Source organism: Pseudidiomarina gelatinasegens (genome assembly GCF_004025325.1).
GTDB classification, from domain to species: domain Bacteria; phylum Pseudomonadota; class Gammaproteobacteria; order Enterobacterales; family Alteromonadaceae; genus Pseudidiomarina; species Pseudidiomarina gelatinasegens.
In genome coordinates this window covers 189,570-208,226 of sequence record NZ_RSFE01000001.1, presented here as the reverse complement: position 1 = coordinate 208,226, position 18,657 = coordinate 189,570, and the positions used below count along the sequence as shown (strand labels likewise).

At 48.5% G+C, this 18,657-nt stretch carries 15 protein-coding genes; 7 read left to right on the top strand and 8 right to left on the bottom strand.

What is annotated here, in order from left to right; all coding sequences use genetic code 11:
- Positions 1 to 151 precede the first annotated feature (151 nt).
- A complete protein-coding gene (locus EGC76_RS01035; protein ID WP_128351165.1) occupies positions 152 to 1,393 on the top strand; it encodes a GNAT family N-acetyltransferase in 1,242 nt (413 codons plus the stop codon).
- Positions 1,394 to 1,462: 69 nt separating this feature from the next.
- Here EGC76_RS01035 and EGC76_RS01030 read toward each other — a convergent pair whose 3' ends face one another.
- Positions 1,463 to 2,059 (bottom strand): Yip1 family protein, encoded by a 597-nt coding sequence (locus tag EGC76_RS01030; protein WP_128351164.1) that lies wholly within the window; start codon positions 2,057 to 2,059, stop codon positions 1,463 to 1,465.
- Positions 2,060 to 2,238: 179 nt separating this feature from the next.
- Here EGC76_RS01030 and miaE point away from each other — a divergent pair, with 179 nt between their 5' ends.
- Positions 2,239 to 3,000: a tRNA isopentenyl-2-thiomethyl-A-37 hydroxylase MiaE gene (miaE, locus tag EGC76_RS01025; RefSeq protein WP_128351163.1), complete on the top strand. Its 762-nt coding sequence runs from the start codon at positions 2,239 to 2,241 to the stop codon at positions 2,998 to 3,000.
- A 9-nt stretch (positions 3,001 to 3,009) separates the two neighbouring features.
- Here the strand turns inward: miaE and lpxH are convergent, their stop codons facing one another.
- The gene (gene lpxH, locus EGC76_RS01020; RefSeq protein WP_128351162.1) at positions 3,010 to 3,756 is read right to left on the bottom strand and encodes a UDP-2,3-diacylglucosamine diphosphatase; all 747 of its coding nucleotides are present in this window, start codon (positions 3,754 to 3,756) and stop codon (positions 3,010 to 3,012) included.
- A 3-nt stretch (positions 3,757 to 3,759) separates the two neighbouring features.
- Complete coding sequence (locus EGC76_RS01015; protein WP_128351161.1) at positions 3,760 to 4,257, bottom strand: peptidylprolyl isomerase; 498 nt, start codon at positions 4,255 to 4,257, stop codon at positions 3,760 to 3,762.
- A gap of 142 nt (positions 4,258 to 4,399) precedes the next feature.
- Between EGC76_RS01015 and cysS the strand changes: the two genes are divergently transcribed.
- Genes cysS through EGC76_RS01000 form a run of 3 tightly spaced genes read left to right on the top strand, consistent with a single transcriptional unit; the run spans position 4,400 to position 8,243 of the window.
- Positions 4,400 to 5,794, top strand: a complete 1,395-nt coding sequence (cysS, locus tag EGC76_RS01010) for a cysteine--tRNA ligase (protein ID WP_128351160.1) — start codon at positions 4,400 to 4,402, stop codon at positions 5,792 to 5,794.
- Positions 5,795 to 5,811: 17 nt separating this feature from the next.
- Positions 5,812 to 7,344, top strand: coding sequence for a M17 family metallopeptidase (locus EGC76_RS01005; protein WP_128351159.1), 1,533 nt, complete (start codon positions 5,812 to 5,814; stop codon positions 7,342 to 7,344).
- A gap of 44 nt (positions 7,345 to 7,388) precedes the next feature.
- Positions 7,389 to 8,243 (top strand): MBL fold metallo-hydrolase, encoded by an 855-nt coding sequence (locus EGC76_RS01000; protein WP_220445648.1) that lies wholly within the window; start codon positions 7,389 to 7,391, stop codon positions 8,241 to 8,243.
- A 71-nt stretch (positions 8,244 to 8,314) separates the two neighbouring features.
- On the opposite strand, the gene EGC76_RS00995 is transcribed toward EGC76_RS01000, so the two are convergent.
- The 3 genes from EGC76_RS00995 to EGC76_RS00985 all read right to left on the bottom strand — a co-directional run bounded on the left by EGC76_RS00995 (position 8,315) and on the right by EGC76_RS00985 (position 13,280).
- The gene (locus EGC76_RS00995; RefSeq protein ID WP_128351158.1) at positions 8,315 to 8,713 is read right to left on the bottom strand and encodes an acyl-CoA thioesterase; all 399 of its coding nucleotides are present in this window, start codon (positions 8,711 to 8,713) and stop codon (positions 8,315 to 8,317) included.
- Between the two features lie 54 nt (positions 8,714 to 8,767).
- Positions 8,768 to 11,044: a S9 family peptidase gene (locus EGC76_RS00990; protein WP_128351157.1), complete on the bottom strand. Its 2,277-nt coding sequence runs from the start codon at positions 11,042 to 11,044 to the stop codon at positions 8,768 to 8,770.
- Between the two features lie 94 nt (positions 11,045 to 11,138).
- Positions 11,139 to 13,280, bottom strand: a complete 2,142-nt coding sequence (locus EGC76_RS00985) for a TonB-dependent receptor (protein ID WP_128351156.1) — start codon at positions 13,278 to 13,280, stop codon at positions 11,139 to 11,141.
- 145 nt (positions 13,281 to 13,425) lie between these two features.
- Here EGC76_RS00985 and EGC76_RS00980 point away from each other — a divergent pair, with 145 nt between their 5' ends.
- A complete protein-coding gene (locus tag EGC76_RS00980) occupies positions 13,426 to 15,054 on the top strand; it encodes a M28 family metallopeptidase (protein ID WP_128351155.1) in 1,629 nt (542 codons plus the stop codon).
- 93 nt (positions 15,055 to 15,147) lie between these two features.
- Here EGC76_RS00980 and EGC76_RS00975 read toward each other — a convergent pair whose 3' ends face one another.
- Positions 15,148 to 17,535 (bottom strand): zinc-dependent metalloprotease, encoded by a 2,388-nt coding sequence (locus EGC76_RS00975; protein ID WP_128351154.1) that lies wholly within the window; start codon positions 17,533 to 17,535, stop codon positions 15,148 to 15,150.
- 32 nt (positions 17,536 to 17,567) lie between these two features.
- Between EGC76_RS00975 and EGC76_RS00970 the strand changes: the two genes are divergently transcribed.
- Positions 17,568 to 18,041, top strand: a complete 474-nt coding sequence (locus EGC76_RS00970; protein WP_128351153.1) for an HIT domain-containing protein — start codon at positions 17,568 to 17,570, stop codon at positions 18,039 to 18,041.
- Here the strand turns inward: EGC76_RS00970 and fldB are convergent.
- A complete protein-coding gene (fldB, locus tag EGC76_RS00965) occupies positions 18,016 to 18,549 on the bottom strand; it encodes a flavodoxin FldB (protein ID WP_128351152.1) in 534 nt (177 codons plus the stop codon). The genes EGC76_RS00970 and fldB overlap by 26 nt on opposite strands.
- Positions 18,550 to 18,657: the final 108 nt, after the last annotated feature.

Genomic DNA, 18,657 nt, shown 5'->3' with positions numbered 1-18,657 from the left:
AAACTATTAAAAACCGCTCAAGCCTATCAGATTTCTTATTTAAACAGTAGCACTGTGCGCTTGACTGTCATTGAATTGCCATGAAACTGCCAATCAACTGTCACGTTGACTATCTAAGCTGAAACGAATGCATGTTAGAGAGAGATTGGCGATGATAGAAGTAGAGCAATTACTCAATAGAAATTTACCTGCTCTAAACAACCATCAGCTATTGCATAAATCAGCATTGTGGATGCTACGGGGCTTATTGTGCGAGCGCGAAATTAAGCGTTTTGCCGAAGCTTACCCTAACCTACAAGGCGTAGAGTTTGTTGAGCATGTGCTCGATTTCTTTAATTTTAGTTTTACTGCGCGTGATAGTGAGCTTGATAACATCCCTACTGAGGGGCGTCTAATTATCGTCGCCAACCATCCCATCGGCTCGTTAGATGGCTTAGCGTTACTAAAATTGGTGAATAGCGTTCGCAGTGATGTAAAAATTCTTGCCAATGACGTACTGCAGGCAATTGAGCCATTGCACGAGCTACTGATTCCAGTTCCAGTATTTAAATCGCGTACTGCAGGCGTGCGCAGTGAACCCTTGAAACGGCTCTACCAGCACTTAGAAGCGGAAGGTGCTTTAGTCGTGTTTCCTGCCGGTGAAGTATCGCGCTTACGGCCTCAAGGCGTTCGTGATCACCATTGGAATACAGGCTTTTTAAAAATGGCGTTACGCGCGCAGGCGCCAATACTGCCAATCCATGTGAAAGCGCACAATTCTGCTTGGTTTTATGGCGCATCGATGCTTTACAAACCTCTGGCAACATTGCTGTTGGTGCAAGAAATGTTTCGCCAGCAATGCGGACATATTGATTTCCGTATTGGCGAGTTGGTGCCGTTAAAATCATTCAATGGTGAACAGCTTACTTTGCCGCAGCGCGCAAAACTGTTTCGTCGTCATGTTTATCGTCTTGGTCAAAACAAAAAAGGCGTACTCAAAACTCAGCGGCCGGTAGCGCGTGCTGAACCGCGACAGGTATTAAAGAAAGCTGTTGAGGCATGCGAACGGCTCGGCAAAACACAAGATGCCCTCGTACAGTTTTTTGGCGACCACTTTCCTGATCCTGATAATTTAGCGCAATCACGTACGCCTTTTATGCCAAATAGCCGGCCGTTACCAGATATCAGTGACGATTACAGCGACGACTTGCTTCATTTGAAGCATTTTCTGGCACATCAGGGCGCTGCAATTCCCACGCTATTTAAACAGTATGCTGATTTATGCGAGAAAGGTGGGGTGCGGTTTTTAGGGTTCAATGTTGATGCAGACTTTGCTAATGCCGTTGATGGTTTAGTTATGGTTGATGTTCACCGATTAAAGGCGCATAAGCGTCAGCGTTATCTCGGTGATTAGGTTGTAGTGTTCAACCTGCGCCAATAAAAAACCCAGCTCGTGAGCTGGGTTTTTTTGAACATATTGCAGTTACATATACTCAGGCCCGAAACCGTTGGTCCAAATAATTGCTGAGGTTACCATCAGTACGACCATCATGATTAGCCCCGCAGTAACTACTGAAGACGAATACATGAAGCCACGCTCTTCAGGGATATGCATCAGAATAGGAACACCTGAATAGAGCAGGTAGACCGAATAAGCCACCCCAGCCAAAAAGACCATAGTGACAAACCATAATTCTGGGTACAATGCCGCGACACCAGACATGATTGCAGGTGTTGCTGTATAGGCCGCTAGTTCAAGCGATTGCGTAAAGGTTGGGTCAGCCCCAAAGGTTTTTGCCATCCAGTGAATCAGGTAAGCTAATGCGAAGGTTGCGATAATAATACCGGCGTACATAGCTATTGCCATTGTCATCGCGCTGGATTGAGTTAGGAATGTAGCTTCACGAGCGCCGATACTCCAGCCTAAGTGTGCAGACGCGTAATATGCTGCCGCACAGGGTAACAGTGCAATAATCAGGATGTGACTAAGTGCAAAAGTCATACTTTCGTGACGTTGGTCGATGGATTTCCATTCATCGACCGGGTGAGCGTAGAGCCCCCAAATATGATTTAGAATCATGACATTCCTCAACTTCGGTTATTGTTCTGATTTTTTTATAGTTTCAATGACGTTTTTTTGCACGTCTTACAGTCAATATTGGTCGGATTTTCAGCAGAGTCAAGCAATTTTGCTGAGAATAACCATAAATTATTTGTGTGATTAAATTTTAATCAAGTTTACCGGTGAGAGAGTCAACAGTGGATGCACTATTAACCCCAATTCGCAATTTTTTACAGTGTGAAACGCCTACAGCGTGGCTAGATGACGCAGTTAAACCTGAAAATTTGCCGAATTTGCTGATTGATCACCTGGTGTGTGAGTTAAAGGCGGCACAATCGGCAATGTTATTGATTCGCCGTTATGCAGTAGATGAGGCAAGTGGCGACGCGTTGCTAGCTTGGTTGCAGCCCTATGAAGATTTTGCATATCGCAAACGCGGGGATTGGCGTGAGTTGGCCGACCACGAACGCCTCACTAAAGCGATGCTCCCGAAAAGTGACACCCCGTATAGCCAAGTATTAATTGATAAAATGGTAATGCTGATAAAAGAGGAGCTGCACCATTTTTATCAAGTACTGGAGATTATGGATGCACTCGGTATTACCTATGACAATATATCTTCAAGCCGTTATGCACGAGGCATGTTGCGTCATGTTCGTACCCATGAGCCGGCGACATTAATGGATAAGTTAATTTGTGGGGCTTACATTGAAGCGCGTTCGTGTGAACGCTTCGCTGCTCTGGCGCCACATGTTGACCCTGCGTTGGGAAAATTTTATAACAGCTTGCTGCGCTCAGAAGCTCGGCATTTTGAGGACTATCTTGAATTGGCAGAGCAAATCTCAGGGCAACCGATTGCTGCGCGCGTTGCGTTCTTTGGCGACATTGAAGCACAACTTATTCAGCAACCTGATACCGAGTTACGGTTTCATAGCGGGCCTGTACCAGCACGGATATAACGCGGTGAGCTAGTAATTGTCGTTGTTTAATGGGGTGGTGATCAGTTGGCTTTCGACTGCAGTGACTTTCAAAAAGCTACCTTGTGTGTACCAGTCACCTAACACGATGCGTTCGGCCATTTCACCATTAGGTAAACGGTGGTGATGCACTTTGGGCCGATGTGTATGGCCATGAATCATACGCTGCACATCATAATTGACGAAGGCTTCGCGCACGGCGTGTTCATTGGCATCCATAATGTGTAACTGGGCCTCACTGAGAGGTTTTTGGGTTTTGCTAGAGGCACGCAATTTGGCTGCGATGCGCATACGTAGTTTCAGCGGTAATGCTAATAGAAACTTCTGTATCCAGCGGTGGCGAATTACCTTACGGAAGCGTTGGTAGCTAACATCCTCAGTGCATAAGGTATCACCATGCAAAATAAGCGTCTGCTGACCATATAAATTGATGATGCTGGGTTCTGGCAGTACCTGAACGCCAGTCGTTTCACTGAAGCGACGGCCAATTAAAAAATCACGATTGCCAGCAATAAAATACACTGGCACACCGGAATTTGTCAGCTGCCGCAGCGCCGCTTGCACTGTGGCAGCAAAATCACTGGTGTCATCATCCCCAATCCAGGCATCAAACAAGTCGCCTAAAATATACAAGGCTTCTGAGTGACTGGCTTGTTCTTGCAAAAAACGCTGGAACAGCGCGGTCATATCAGGCCGCGCTGGGCTTAAATGCAGGTCAGAGATGAACCAAGTGGTCATGGTTTACTCGCTAATGCTGGCGCTCTTAATAACCACATCGTCAACTGGCACGTCTTGATGGAATCCAGCATGCGATGTACGTACGGCTTCAATAGCTGTTACAACGTCCATACCTTCTACAACCTCGGCAAAAACACAGTAGCCCCAGCCACCCATACTTTCATTCTTGAAGTTTAGGAATTCGTTGTCAGCTACATTAATAAAAAATTGTGATGTTGCTGAATGTGGGTCTTGTGTACGGGCCATTGCAACTGTGCCCCGGGTGTTCTTCAAACCATTGTTCGCTTCGTTATCAACCGGTGCTTTTGTTGGCTTTTGGACCATTTCGGTATTAAAGCCGCCGCCTTGAACCATAAAGCCGCGAATTACACGGTGAAACAGCGTATTCTCGTAAAAGCCTTCGCGTACGTAAGAGAGGAAATTCTCAACGGTTTTCGGGGCTTTGTCAGCGAATAATTCAAGCGTGATATCGCCATGATTTGTATGTAGGGTAACCTGCATCGATTGTGCTCCACGTTTTACAGATATAAACAGATATAATTTGCGCAGTAGTTTAGCATTGTTTGTGACCTAGGCGCACCTTGCGTTATCATGTCAGTCTTAATTTTATTGTAGTCATGCAGTGAGACAGGAGCAGCCGTGCATGTTGAAAGTTTTTAATACGTTAACCCGCCAAAAAGAGGCGTTTACGCCAATCACGCCAGGTGAAGTGAAGTTGTACGTTTGCGGGGTAACCATTTATGACTACTGTCACATTGGTCATGCACGCACCTATGTCGCTTTCGATGTAGTGGTTCGTTACCTACGTGCGCGTGGATACGCGGTCAAGTATGTACGGAATATCACGGACGTTGACGATAAAATCATTCGTCGTGCTGCTGAAAACAATGAATCAATTGCGGCTGTCACAGAGCGCTTTACGCAGGCTATGCATGAAGATTTTGATGCGCTGAACTTGGTTCGTCCTGACGTTGAGCCTACAGTGACGGGTCACATGGGTGACATCATTGCCATGATTGAAACCTTGATTGCCAATGGCAATGCCTACGTAGCCAATGATGGCGATGTGTTATTCGATGTCAGCACCTTTGATGCCTATGGCAAATTAAGTCGCCAAAACCTCGAACAATTGCAGTCGGGCGCGCGGGTTGATGTTGCGGACAATAAGCAAGATCCACTCGACTTTGTATTGTGGAAACAAGCAAAAGCGGGAGAGCCGAGTTGGCCTTCGCCGTGGGGTGATGGGCGGCCGGGCTGGCATATTGAGTGTTCAGCGATGAACAAACGCCATTTAGGTGAAAATTTTGATATTCATGGTGGTGGTTCAGATTTGATTTTTCCACACCATGAAAACGAGGTGGCGCAAAGCTGTTGTGCGAACCACAGTAATTATGTGAATTACTGGATGCATAGTGGCATGGTGCAGGTTGATGAAGTGAAGATGTCGAAGTCATTGGGCAACTTCTTTACAATTCGTGATGTGCTGGCGCAATACGATGCTGAAACTGTGCGTTATTTCCTGGTTTCTAGCCATTACCGCTCACAATTGAACTATTCTAAAGAGAATCTTGATCAAGCTCGCGCGGGCTTGGAACGTTTATACACAGCTTTACGCGAAGCACCTGAAGGCGATATTGATGCGGCACTTACTGAGTCCTATCAGGCGCGTTTTAATGCTGCGATGGACGACGACTTTAATGTGCCTGAAGCGATGCCGGTGCTGTTTGATTTAGCGCGTGAGATAAATCGGACCTTGCAAGATGAGCCGGGCAAAGCAGCGGCTTATGCGGCTGAATTGCGGCATCTAGGTGGTTTGTTAGGGATTTTGCAGCAGCCCGCCGAAAGCTTCTTGCAAGGCGGTGACAACGATGATGTTGCTGCCATTGAAGCATTGATTACTGAACGCAATGATGCGCGTGCCGCCAAAGATTGGGCGCGTGCAGACGCCGCGCGTGACGCGTTAAAGGCGATGAATATTGAGTTAGAGGATAGCGCGACCGGCACCAAGTGGCGACGCGAACGGACGAGCAACGAATAACGAACAACGAGGTTCTTATGTCATTTCCAAAAGTACGTGTATTCGAAAGTTATGCCGCAACAGCCAGCGGCGAATTTGACGGCGTGATTTTACTCGGTGATTTTCAGAGTGATATTCCGGATGACTTTGCTGAATTTGTAGCCCAAGCCCAGCAACTTGACGCACGCGTGGGGCAACAGCCGTTATTGACGCCTGCGGACGTATCCGGTGGGCGTTTGATTATTGCACCAACAGGACCACTTACCCGAGATTATGACGATGTGCGCAACGTTGCCGATGCAGCGGGCGCCGCTGCCCGCATTGCGCAGCAAGCAGGTATTGTGAAGCCGTTGCTGGTGGTGTTTGGCGTACCGAATGAAGCACGCTATGGGCAAGCAGAAGCGGTTGCGTATTGGGGAATTTGCCAAGCGCTGTATGAGCCGTTGGAAGCGCGTGAGCACTTGGGTGAAGAAAGCTTAGAGACCGTGCAAGAAATTGGCATTGTTGGCACCTTAGACGAAACTTGGTTGGAAGCGGTGGAAGCTGGCAAACGAGTAGCTCGTGATCTGGCTGGTACTGAGCCGGAACGCATGGCACCGCCACGCTTTGCCGAGTACTGTCAGCAAACGTTTGCGCACTCGCCTGTGCGCGTGACTGTGATTGATGATGTGCAACAACTACAACACGAATATCCATTGCTGATGGCCGTGGCGCGCGCTTCATTAGGGGTTGAGCGTCATCAACCCTGTGTCGTAAGGCTTGAATATAAAGCGCCAGCAGCTGAACAAACGCTGATGTTTGCCGGTAAAGGCATTGTCTATGACACGGGTGGTGCGGACGTTAAAACCGGTGGGCATATGGCTGGCATGAGTCGTGACAAGGGCGGCGCCGCGGGCGTAGCTGGATTTGTTAAAACGGTTGCTGAAATGCGCCCGGAAACATTGAATGTGGTGGCCGAACTTGGCGTGGTGCGTAATAGCATTGGTGCAGATGCATTTGTTGCCGATGAAATTATTACGGCGCACAGTGGTGTGCGTGTCCGTATCGGTAATACTGATGCAGAAGGGCGTCTCGTATTGGCCGACTTGCTGTCACATTTACGTGAAGAAGCGTCGAACTATCCGCGTCCACAATTATTCAGCGTAGCAACCTTGACCGGGCACGCAGCTTTAGCAAAGGGCCCTTACACCGCATTGATCCCGAACGGTCCAGCACGCGTAAATGAATTGACTGAAAAGCTATGGGAAGCGGGTGAAGTTTATGGCGACCCGACTGAAATCTCTTGGTCACGTCGTGAAGATTATGATTTTGTGCGTCCACGGACAAAATCTGACGACACGCTTTCTAGCAATAACGGGCCTTCAGCAACAACCCGACGTGGGCATCAGTTCCCAATGGCATTTTTAGCGATTGCGGCTGGTCTTGATAAACACGGTACCGATAGTCAACACCCGTTGCCATTTGTGCACGTTGACATTGCGGGTAGTGGTATTGAAGGCGGAGACTGGCAACATGGTAAGCCGACAGCGGCGCCAGTCACTTGCTTTGCAGGTTGTTACTTGCATCAATAAGCACTTTTAAGAAAGTGCTAACGCACTGACACAGGAGAAACTCAATGCGTGGTTTGAAATTTGGTTTTATTAGCGCGCTGTATCTATTTGCAGCTTTTGCAGTACAAGCCCAGTCGAACATGGATAACGTGGAGATTAAAGCCACGCAATTGAGCGAACGGGTGTATATGTTAACCGGTATGGGCGGCAATATTGGCGTGTACGTGGGTGACGATGGTGTGGTCATGATTGATGCTCAGTATAAAGGGCTGGCGGATAAAATTAGCGCCGCTATTACGGAAATTTCTGAGCAACCCATTAAGACCTTGGTCAATACCCATTTTCATGCTGACCATACTGACGGTAATGCAGCGTTTGCGCGCAAAGGTGTCAATGTAGTGGCGCACGATAATGTGCGCGCACGGTTGGCCGCCAACAGCGACTTTGATGCTGTTGGTTTACCGAAAATGACCTTTAAGCAAATGCACAGTGTCGACACCGGTGATGCGTCAATCAAGTTAACCCATTATCCGAATGGTCACACCGACGGTGACATTATTGTTTGGTTCCCAAATAGTAACGTGATTCATGCGGGTGATTTATTCTTTGTCGATCGTTTCCCGTTTGTGGATTTAAATGCTGGCGGTAACGTTCAAGGCTATATTGATAACGTGCGTGCAGTTGTTCAACAGTTGGATGCGGACACGCAAATTATTCCAGGCCATGGCGGGCTATCGAATCGTGATGACTGGATTCGTCTGGTCGACATGATGGAAGCAACGCGTGCCGAAGTTATGGCGATGAAAGAACAAGGCATGACCGAAGATGAAGCTGTTGAAAGCGGTTTAAGTGAACAGTGGGCCGATTGGTCATGGAACTTTATTACTGAAGAGCGCTGGATTCGTACGCTTTATAAGTAATACTGAACGTAATAAAAAAGGCCGAAACAACTGTTTCGGCCTTTTTTTTGTTCTGCTTAGATGAAACCTGACTAAATCGGCGTTTCGATAGGCAGTGCATCAAGCTCTGCTTTAGTTTTACCATGCGGTTGTGGTGTGCGGGTTTCTGGGTCGATATGAACGAAAACAATGTCATCGGCGACACAGATATTTTGTTTGGTTTGTTTGTTACGTACCACGCAGGTAACCGTAACAGACGACTTACCCACTTTTTTCACACCAAGACCAAATTCAACTACATCACCTTGGTAGGCGGATGTATCGAAGCTGATTGCCCCAATGTGTTTGGTGACCAGACTTTTTGCGTCAAGCTGACATGCAGCAAAAATATATGCTTCTTCGTCAATCCACTCGAGAATACGGCCGCCGAACAAAGAACCGGCGAAGTTGAGATCGTTTGGCATAACCAAGCGGCGGGATAAAAAGCGCATCTGATTTCACTCCATGTGGGTTTTGATGCGCTCAGTATAACGTATCAAGCAAGGTTAACGTAAGTGCCGAGAGAAAAACTCGGCAATCATGCTGTAGCGATGAATACTCGCCTCTCGCCCGCGAATACCGTGGGCTTTTCCAGGGTAGGCCATCATTTCAAAAGGCAGCATCGATTGCTGCAATCGGTGCGTTAGCAACGCGGTATGGCTAAACAGCACGTTGTCATCAGCCATGCCGTGATAAATCAATAAGGGTTGCTCTAGCGCATCTGCGTAGCTCAATACATTGGCCTGTTGGTAACCTTCGGGATTATCCTGCGGAGTGCCCATGTAGCGCTCGGTGTAATGCGTATCATACAGCGCCCAATCGGTAACTGGGGCACCGGCAACAGCCGCACTAAACAATTCTGGCGCGCGCATAATCAAGTGCAGTGCCATATAGCCACCATAACTGTGCCCAAAAACCCCAATCTGATTGGCGTTTACATAGGGCTGTTGTGCTAGCCACTGCGCGCCGAGTTTTTGATCGTCAACTTCCAACATGCTTAATTGACGATAGATGCCGGTTTCAAATTGGCGACCGCGATTGCCGCTGCCTCGATTGTCTAATTTGAATACCACGTACCCTTGTTGCACCAGATACTGGGTAAAATAGTCGCCCCAACTATTGGTAACACGTTGCGCACGTGGCCCGCCATAAACTAACACCACCGCCGGATGATTTTGGTTGTCGGCAATCTGGGCGGGCTTGTTAATTTGATAGTACAAGCGCTGGCCATCTGCGGCATTAATATGACCAAACTCCGGAAAGCTCCAGGTGGCCAAATAGGGCGAAAGCGGATGCTGTTGGTCTAAACGGTTTTCATGTAGCCAGGTGATGCGTTGTCCGGTAGGACCGTGCAGGCTCACCTGCGGTGGTTGACGCGCGCTGGAAAAATAGTCGATATAGCTACGGCCATCACTGGCAAATACCACCTGGTGCATGCCTGCGCGGGTACTGAGTTGACTGGGTTGGCCAGGTGTTGTGGTATTCAAGTTCACCCGATACAAATGGCGCTCAAGGGGCGATTGTTTGCGCCCAGTGAAATAAACCACGCCGGTAATTTCATCCACGTGGCTCAAGCTGTCGACCATCCAATCACCGCTGGTGAGCTGGCGAATCAAGCTGCCGTCGGTGCGATACAAATACAGGTGTTTAAACCCACTGCGCTCAGAGGCCCAAATGAAGTAACGGCTGTCATTAAGAAAGTACAAATCATCGTTCAGATTGATCCAACTGGTGCTGGTTTCTTCAATCATCGCCTCTGGAGCTTTTTCAGTGAGCTGCTGGCGATAAAGCGTCAGACGATTCTGTGCACGATTTTGCCATTGGTAGCTGATGCTTTTACTATCCGGCAACCAGTTAACACGGGCAAGATAGCCTGCCGGGTGGTTTTTTTCTAACCCCAGCCACTTAACTTCGGGCTTCTGCACGGTTTCAGCTTCAAAATTTGGTAACTGCATTAAACCAAGGTCAATATCGACATTGGCAGTACCCGCGGCTGGGTAACGCTGCTCAACCAGTTCGCTGCGATCGGCATGCACGTCAACACGGCGCTGTACATCAACAGGAGATAAATCGATTCGTGTGACCGCCAAATGCGTTTCGTCGGGGCTCCACCAGTAGCCCGTCATGCGTTTCATTTCTTCTTGCGCAACAAATTCTGCCGTCGCGAATTGCTCGTTCGCGTGGGAGCGCTGAGTTAGCTGATGGGTTTTGTTGGTGGTTCGGTCGATAACAAATAAGTTGTAGTCATGAACAAAACTGACGAAGTTACCTTGTGGGGAAAAACGTATATCCGTAGCGAATACGTTATCGTCGGTCAGTTTTTTCGCTTGCTTGGTGGCTCGGTCAAACAGGTAGAGCTGGCCATTAACCGGAAAGAGTATGGCCGTGCTGTCAGGCGCCCAATAATAATCAACGATGCCACTTGAGCGCACGCGTAACCGCTCACGTCGGGCCTGTTCTTCAGCTGAAAGTTTCTGGTTTGGGTCAGTAAGGTCGGCGGCTTTTACGATGCGTTGATGTTGATTTTCGCGTACATCATAAAGCCATAGATCAAGTACGTTCGGGTGTTCTGCGGAGCCAGCCAGATAACTTACATGCGTGCCGGAAGGCGAGAATTTGATTTGCTGTGGTGCAGAGGTGGTTAAATTGGGCGCTGAAAAAATACGCTCGATAGATAACGCCTCAACCGCTTCGATGGTTGCTGCTGACTGTGCCGCCGCACTAGGTGAAAAGCTGGTTCCTAGTAAGGCGACACATGTAATTAGTACGACTGCAATGCGCATTGCGACCTAGTCTCGTTAATAGAATGTACGTAACTAGTTTATCAAAGCCTGCAGCAATACTTGTGACAGTGCGATAAAGCGCACACTCAGTGCGCTAGAATTCTCCACGCAGGCCAATACTGAAATTACGGCCGCGTATTGGCGCATCATCTTTGAGGAAAGATGTGTGCACAAAAGCAAGCTCGTCAGTGAGGTTTTCGCCTTTTAAATAAATACTAATATTATGATTCGCAAAGGCGCGAGGAAACCAATTCACTTGCGCATTGAGCAAGCCAAAACTGTCCGTTTGGTCCTCGAAGGGTGCTACAAACGTCTGTTTGTTGTACCAGGTGTAACCCAACTTGCTTTCCCATTGATCAGCGGCGTAGCGCAATTCAGTGCCAATGCGCTGCGAAGGAATGCGCGGCAGATTCTCATTATTATCGCGCGTTTTCGCTTTAACAAAATCACTAAAAGCATGCAATTCAAGTTGGCTGGTAAGCTCGTAATAACCACTTAGTTCAAAGCCGTACAGGGCAACATCACGTTGGGTGTACGCAATGACGGGTAAGCCGTCTTCATGATCATGGATGTCGTCGTGGGCATGCTCATCGGCATGTTCTTCCGGTTGTTCAATGTCTAAACTATTGATACCGGTAAACTCACCAAAAACGAAGTCATCAACTTGGTTGTAAAACAGGTTCCAATCCATATGGAAACGGTCGAAGTCGAGGTGCAAACCTAAATCGAGATTGTTTGACTTTTCAACTTGCGGCGACTGGTCTGCGGCTTCAAGGTGATAGGCATGCTCATCTTCAGGGTGCAGCGCGTAAGTTAAGCCAATTTCATAGGTTTGCGTAGCGAGGTGAGCACCGTTTGAGAATAGCTCATTGGCCGACGGTGCCCGCTGCGCATGACTCACGTTCGCAGAAAGCTGCATGCCGGTTGCAAAGGGGTAGGTAAACCCAACAGATGCTGATAGCGGCGAAAACGAATAGTCGTTAATTTCGACGTCTTCAATACGCGCACCCACCTGCCAGTTGAATTCAGCCACGTCGCGCTCGAGCAACCAAAATACTCCGTGCTTGGTGGTGTCCGAATTTGGTGTATAGGCTTCTTCACCAAAAGCGGTTTGTGCTTGGTCGAAATAGTGGTAACCGAAGGCACCAGTCCAGCCAGCAAGTGCAGCGTGGTTGGCTGTTATACGTAATTCGTGCTGATTGTTGGTGAAGGTGGTGCTGGGAGCATTGTCTTCAATTTCTTGATGCTGATAATCGGTAAATCCGTAGCTAAGTTCAAGCCGCTCGATGCCGGCCGTTGGACTGGTCATGGCGCCACGCACTTGCACACGGTTTTGCCACATATCGGCAAACGGTCCCGCTTCTGCAACTTCATCTTGATGCACTTCTTCGTCCGCATGCTCGTCTTCATGGGCATGGTGACCAGGAATGCCATATTGTTGCTCAAGTCGGCCATAAGAAACGCCAACAAAACCTTTGTCAAAAATATAGCTAAGCCCAAGGTTTGCGCCTTGCGCGTCAATGAAACTATTTTCAATCGAAGTGGTTGTTTCGCCTTCGTCATTCACAAACTTAGGCACATCATAATCGTCACTGCGCCGTTTAAAGCCGTCAAAGTGCCACACGGTGTTGTTGTGATCGGCACTGAAACCAACAGTTGCTTCACGTAAGTTACTGGCCGTATCAAAGGTTGTGCCATAAAAGCCTTTCGTACCGCCAATAAGCTCTTGTGCAATGCGGTTATCGACCACGTTAACTACGCCGCCAATAGCGCCTGAGCCGTACAACAAGGTGGCCGGGCCCCGGAAAATTTCGATTTGCTCGGCTACGGAGGTTTCAGTGGTCACGGCATGGTCAGGCGAGCCGCGCGATACATCACCGGTGTCGAGACCATTTTGGGTGATCTTAACCCGCGGGCCGTCTAATCCGCGAACAATGGGGCTGCTGGCAACGCCAGCAAAGTGGGTCGCATTAATGCCAGGCTCGTGGGCGAGCGTTTCACCAAGCGTATGCGCTTGCTGCTCGCGTAACTGGTCGCCAGCCAGCACCGAAATTGGCTGTGCTGAATTCAAGACCGTACGATTTAAAGGGCTTGCGGTAACAACAATAACTTCCGTATCTTCGTGCTCATGACCTTCAATGTCGACTTGCTGAGCTGACGCTGTAGTAAGCGTGGCCGCGCTGACAAAACTTGTTACTAATAATGCCAAGGGGCTTTTACGAAACTGCGATACCATAGCTAGGGATCTCCGAATTGCCGTATGTAATGTTATAATATAACAATACAATAAGTTTTTACGTGCAGCAAGCGCTAGTATGCGTTGATTAGGTTGGTTACACTGTCGGCGATACTTTTATTTTATTCATAACTGGAAGTTTATTATGCGATTTTCTTCTTATATTGGTGTTATCGCATTAACACTTGGTCTTGCTGCCTGTGTTGATGATACGCAATCTACTGCCGCACCGAGTGCGGATGCAGTCGCGCTACAAGCGCATTTGGAATTTTTGGCAAGTGACGATTTAGAAGGCCGGGACACTGGCAGTCGAGGTCATGAAATAGCCGCCAAATACATTGCCACAGAATTTAAGCGCCTTGGCCTTGAGCCAGCGGGTGATGATGGCACTTACTTTCAACGAATTAAATTTCGCCGTAGCTTCTTAGAAGAAAATAGCGCGTCTTTTACGCTAAACACAGGTGACGGTGAAGTGGCGTTGGAATACCCAAAACAGTTTCTGACAGGCCCAAGCCCATACAGCGAACAAGACGATGTTGAAGCGCCGTTGGTGTTTGTTGGTTATGGCTTAGTTTCTGATGCCTTTGGTATCGATGATTATGCTGGCCTTGATGTTGAAGGCAAAATTGTGGTCATGGTAACAGGCCGTCCAGAAAGCTTGCCAAGCGAAGAGGGTGCGCACTTAAATAGCAGCAAAACCAAATTCGCTGCTGAACGTGGCGCAGTAGGTATCATCAACTTACATACGCCAGCACGTGAAGAAGTGCGTCCGTTTGAAGTTAGCATCATGTATCAACGTGCGCCGAGTGTGCGTTGGTTGCACCCTAATGGTGAACCTAATGTAGCCTTTAAAAATATTGCGGCTTCAGCTTATGTTCATCACGAAGCTGCACAGCAGTTATTCGTGAATGCGCCAGTTAAACTTGATGATATTTTCGCACAACTGGAAGCGGGTGAATCGCCACAGGGGTTTGACCTGGGTGTAACAGCACGTTTGCAGCGTGAGTCGCGTCATGAAGAAATCACCAGCCCGAACGTTGCCGCGGTATTGCCGGGCAGTGACGAAAACTTGAAAGATGAGTATGTGCTGTATACCGCGCATTCTGATCACATTGGTGTCACGAAAGACTTAAGCCAAGACGATCACATCAACAATGGCGCTATGGATAACGCTTCTGGCGTGTCAGTAATGCTGGAAACTGCACGGATGTTTACCGAAGCAGGGCAACAACCTAAGCGTTCAATTATGTTCTTGTCGGTTACTGCAGAAGAGCGTGGTTTATTGGGTGCTGATTACTTTGCGCATCACCCAACTGTGCCGTTAGGCCAAATTGTGGCTAACGTGAACCTGGATATGCCGGTATTGTTGTATGACTTTGCTGATGTTATTGCGTTTGGTTCTACGCATTCTACGTTAGGTGACAGTGTTTCGCGTGCTGCGGGTCAATTTGGTATTGAGCTGAGTGACGACCCAATGCCAGAGCAGGCTATTTTCACACGCTCAGACCATTACCCATTCGTGAAAAAGGGTGTTCCGGCAGTATTCTTGATGACTGGCTTTACATCAAAAACTGAAGGTGAAGACGGCGGCGAAGTTTGGGGTACGTTCTTTGCTGAGCATTATCACCGCCCAAGTGACCAGCCAGATTTACCAATTAACTACGAAGCAGGGGTTACTTTTACCAATATTAACTATGCGATTGGTCAAGAAATTGGCAATCAAGTAGAACGCCCACGTTGGTTAGAAGAAAGCTTCTTTTCGCAGCTTGATTAATACATGAGTTAGCAGCGCAATTTAGGCTACTAAAAACAAAAAACCACCAACGTCTGTTGGTGGTTTTTTTATGGGTACGAAGTTATCTATGAGTTAGATTGGTGAACCCGGTGGCAGTGCTGGCGCTGGTTTCAATGGCCAAGGTTTTCCGGCCTGCCATTGCGTGAGCGCATACACCGCATAGTCACGATGTGCCGATGCGGGGGCTTGTTGCCATTGTTGTAACTGGCTCTGCAAGAAGCTAAACAAAGGTGCTTTGATTGCTGCACTAAGTTGCTCGTTCTGATAAGCACGCACTATTGCGTCTAAGCTTTCAAAGGCTAAGCGCTGGGTCAGAGTATTTGCCTTGGTTGCTTGAGCAGGCGCAATCGCAGCTTCAGCAACTTGGTTCAATACCGCGGTGACATCAGGAATCGCTGCGACACGGCTGTGCTGTTGTTGCAAACGCTCTAAGCGCTGTGGGTGAAGCAACAGGTCGAGCACAAAGCGGGCACTGCTGGCCGCCATAGTATCGGTATCAGCGACGAGCCCGGTTAGGCCGGTAAAACGTTCACGGTCGTAACCTTCGCCATAGGCCGATGGCGCCAGTAATGAAATAATGTGCTCGGGTAGGCTGAGCGTGTCAGCTGTAAGTGTCTGCGTAATCACCTGCAAGGCACGACGCTGTTGTGAGGCATTTACCGGACGAATATCTGCAGCTTCTTCGCCTTTAACAGCGTAGCTGTAATGCAAACCAGCGACCATTTTCACCGCAGCCTCAACTTGGTAGCGGTGTAATAAATACATCGGCACCAACACATTATTGAGTTCACTTAATGGGCGACCTGCAGCTAAATTGCCTAAGCCGAAGCGTTGCAGGGCAGTTTTTCGTACCGCCAAAACGCGTTCCAGCTCAGTCACAGCATCACTGCCGTTATCCCACAAGTGGGCATCAGGGTGTGCACCGCCTGCCGCACGGGCATCACGGTCTGATATAAATTGCAGCCCAAGGCGTTTATTTTGCGCTAATACGTTATCTAAATCGCCGTTTCCATAGCCATAGGCAACAACTTGCATATCCCAAATGCCTAAGCCTTCAGTGTATGCACCGGCTAACGTTAAGCCGCCAGAGGCCGTGTCGATGCTAATCAGAGGATGCGGATAATCCATCACCGAGGCGCGGTCGTTGGCACTGGCTGCGAAATTATGGGCGATACCCAAGGTATGGCCAATTTCATGTGCCGAGAGTTGCCGAATTCGGGCCAAAGCCATGGCTTCTATCTTATCGAGCAGTTCTTGTTGTTGCTCTGGTGTGTCTGCGGCAAAAGGCGCCAACAAGCCTTGCGCGATTAACATGTCTTGTCGCACACGCAGTGAACCTAAGGTGACGTGCCCTTTGATAATTTCACCGGTGCGTGGGTCGATAATCGATGAACCATACGACCAACCGCGGGTAGCGCGGTGTACCCACTGAATCACGCTGTAGCGCACATCCATTGGGTCAGCACCAGCGGGTAACTCACGCACTTGAAAACCATTCGGATAATCAATTGCTGCAAAAGCTTCAGCCCACCAGCGGCCGCCCTCAAGCAAAGCGGTGCGAACAGGTTCCGGCACGCCAGGGTCAAGGTAATAGATGATGGGCTCGTCTTTGCTCAGGCGGTGGCGCGGAATGTGTTGCACCTTGGTGGATTGACCCAGTGGTGCGGCATAATCACTGTGGGTTTCAGCCCAGAAGCCGCTTTCCGGATGAAATTCACGGGTTACATAATTATCGTCAGGAAGGCGAATAAACGAATGATGTAAATGCAAGGTAATATGATTCGCATCCGCAGCAACACTGCGCACATATTGCCCCGTGCCTTCGCCACTGAAGGTTATCTTGGCTTCTAATTCAGTATTATCCGGAAACGCTTTGCTGTGCGCCGGATAAATCACTGACTTATCAGCACTTAGTTTGAATTGGCCCTGTTTGGTGTCGCGTAAGCGGTTCACAACCCCGTGCGTGTCACTCAATAAAAATGGGGTGTAATCAATGATAACTGCGCTGGCATCTGTCGCTACAATGTCAAAGCCAGCAATCACCGAGTCGGCGAAAGCTTCATTGATGCTGGCGCGCTCTGCGGCATTGTCAGTATTGGCACGAAATTGCGTGTTGTGTTGCAGTAACAATGCTTTGTTACCTTCAATGTAGAAACTGGCTAAGCGCGTCGCGCCAAGCTGACCACGGTCAAGGCCAATATCGTTTGAGCCAAAACCCCATGGTAAACTGGTTTGGAAGATGAACTGCGGTGCTTGACGCGGAACCTGCAGATAAATTTTCCCTTTTGCTTGGTCGTGGTAGAAGGTAAAAAAACCTTCATGCTCGGTTAACTCAGCAGTAAACTGAGTGACAGCAGAAGACGATTGCGCCTTCGCTTGCGGTGTTGGTGCCGCCGTAGCCGGTGATACACTCAGGCTAACGGCAAGAGTTAGAGCAATAATGAAAACGATGCGTAGCATGCTTTTGACCCACAAATTTGATGGATTGAACAATGATAAAAAACCGTTATAGCAAACTCGCTGCCCAAAGTAACCACACGAATACGACACAAGCGGCTGACGGCCAATTATTTACGTTAGATCAGCGCTTGGGTCATGACAGCTTTTTGCTGGCGCAGTGGCAGTTATGTGAGCTAAGACGTTTCGATGACGCGCGCTATGATTGGTTGATGTTGGTGCCGAGGGTGGCTAACTGCGTGGAATTTACTGAGCTGTCGGAGTCGCAACAACAGCAGTTGGCAACAGAAATCCGGCAAGCCTCGTTATTGTTGAAACAGCACGGGCGGGGCGAGAAGTTAAATATTGGTGCTTTGGGGAACGTGGTGAGTCAGTTGCATGTTCACTTGGTACTGCGCAGTGAACAAGACCCAGCGTGGCCAGGCCCGGTTTGGGGGCATTCGCCCGCGCAACGATTCGATGATGCCTCGCGGGCTGCTGAGCTTAAACGCTGGCAAGCTCTTCTTTAAGCTGCGCACACCATTGTTGAATACGTGCTTCGCTCAATTCATATTGGCTGTCTTCATCCAGTGCTAAACCAACAAAAAACTCGTCACCGGCGGTGAGCGCTTTCGATGCAGCGAAGTCATAGCCTTGATTGGGCCAAAAACCGATGCGCACACAGCCTTGCGTGCCGGGGTTTGCTGCGAGTTCGTCGTGCAACATACCTAAGGCATCTTGAAACCAGTCGGTGTAGCCAACCTGATCGCCCATGCCGAATAACGCAACCACTTTATTGTTTAGTTCAAGTTCGGCAATATCACTCCAGTGACTTTCCCAATCTTCTTGAATTTCGCCAAAGTCCCACGTTGATAAGCCAAAAATGATGACGTCAAAGTCTTCAGCTTGCTGCAAGGGAACATCTTTTATGTTGAACAACTCAACTTCACCGTCGGCAAACTGAGCTTGAATTTTTTCCGCTGCAATTTCCGTGAAACAAGTGGTTGAGCCATAAAATAAACCAATACGTAAAGCCATAGTATCTCGTATGGATAGCGTCAATGAATGAGGTATTAGTGTATCAGAAAATCATCGGTTTATGATATGCTTCGCCGCCTAAATCATCCGACCCACATTCGCTTTTTT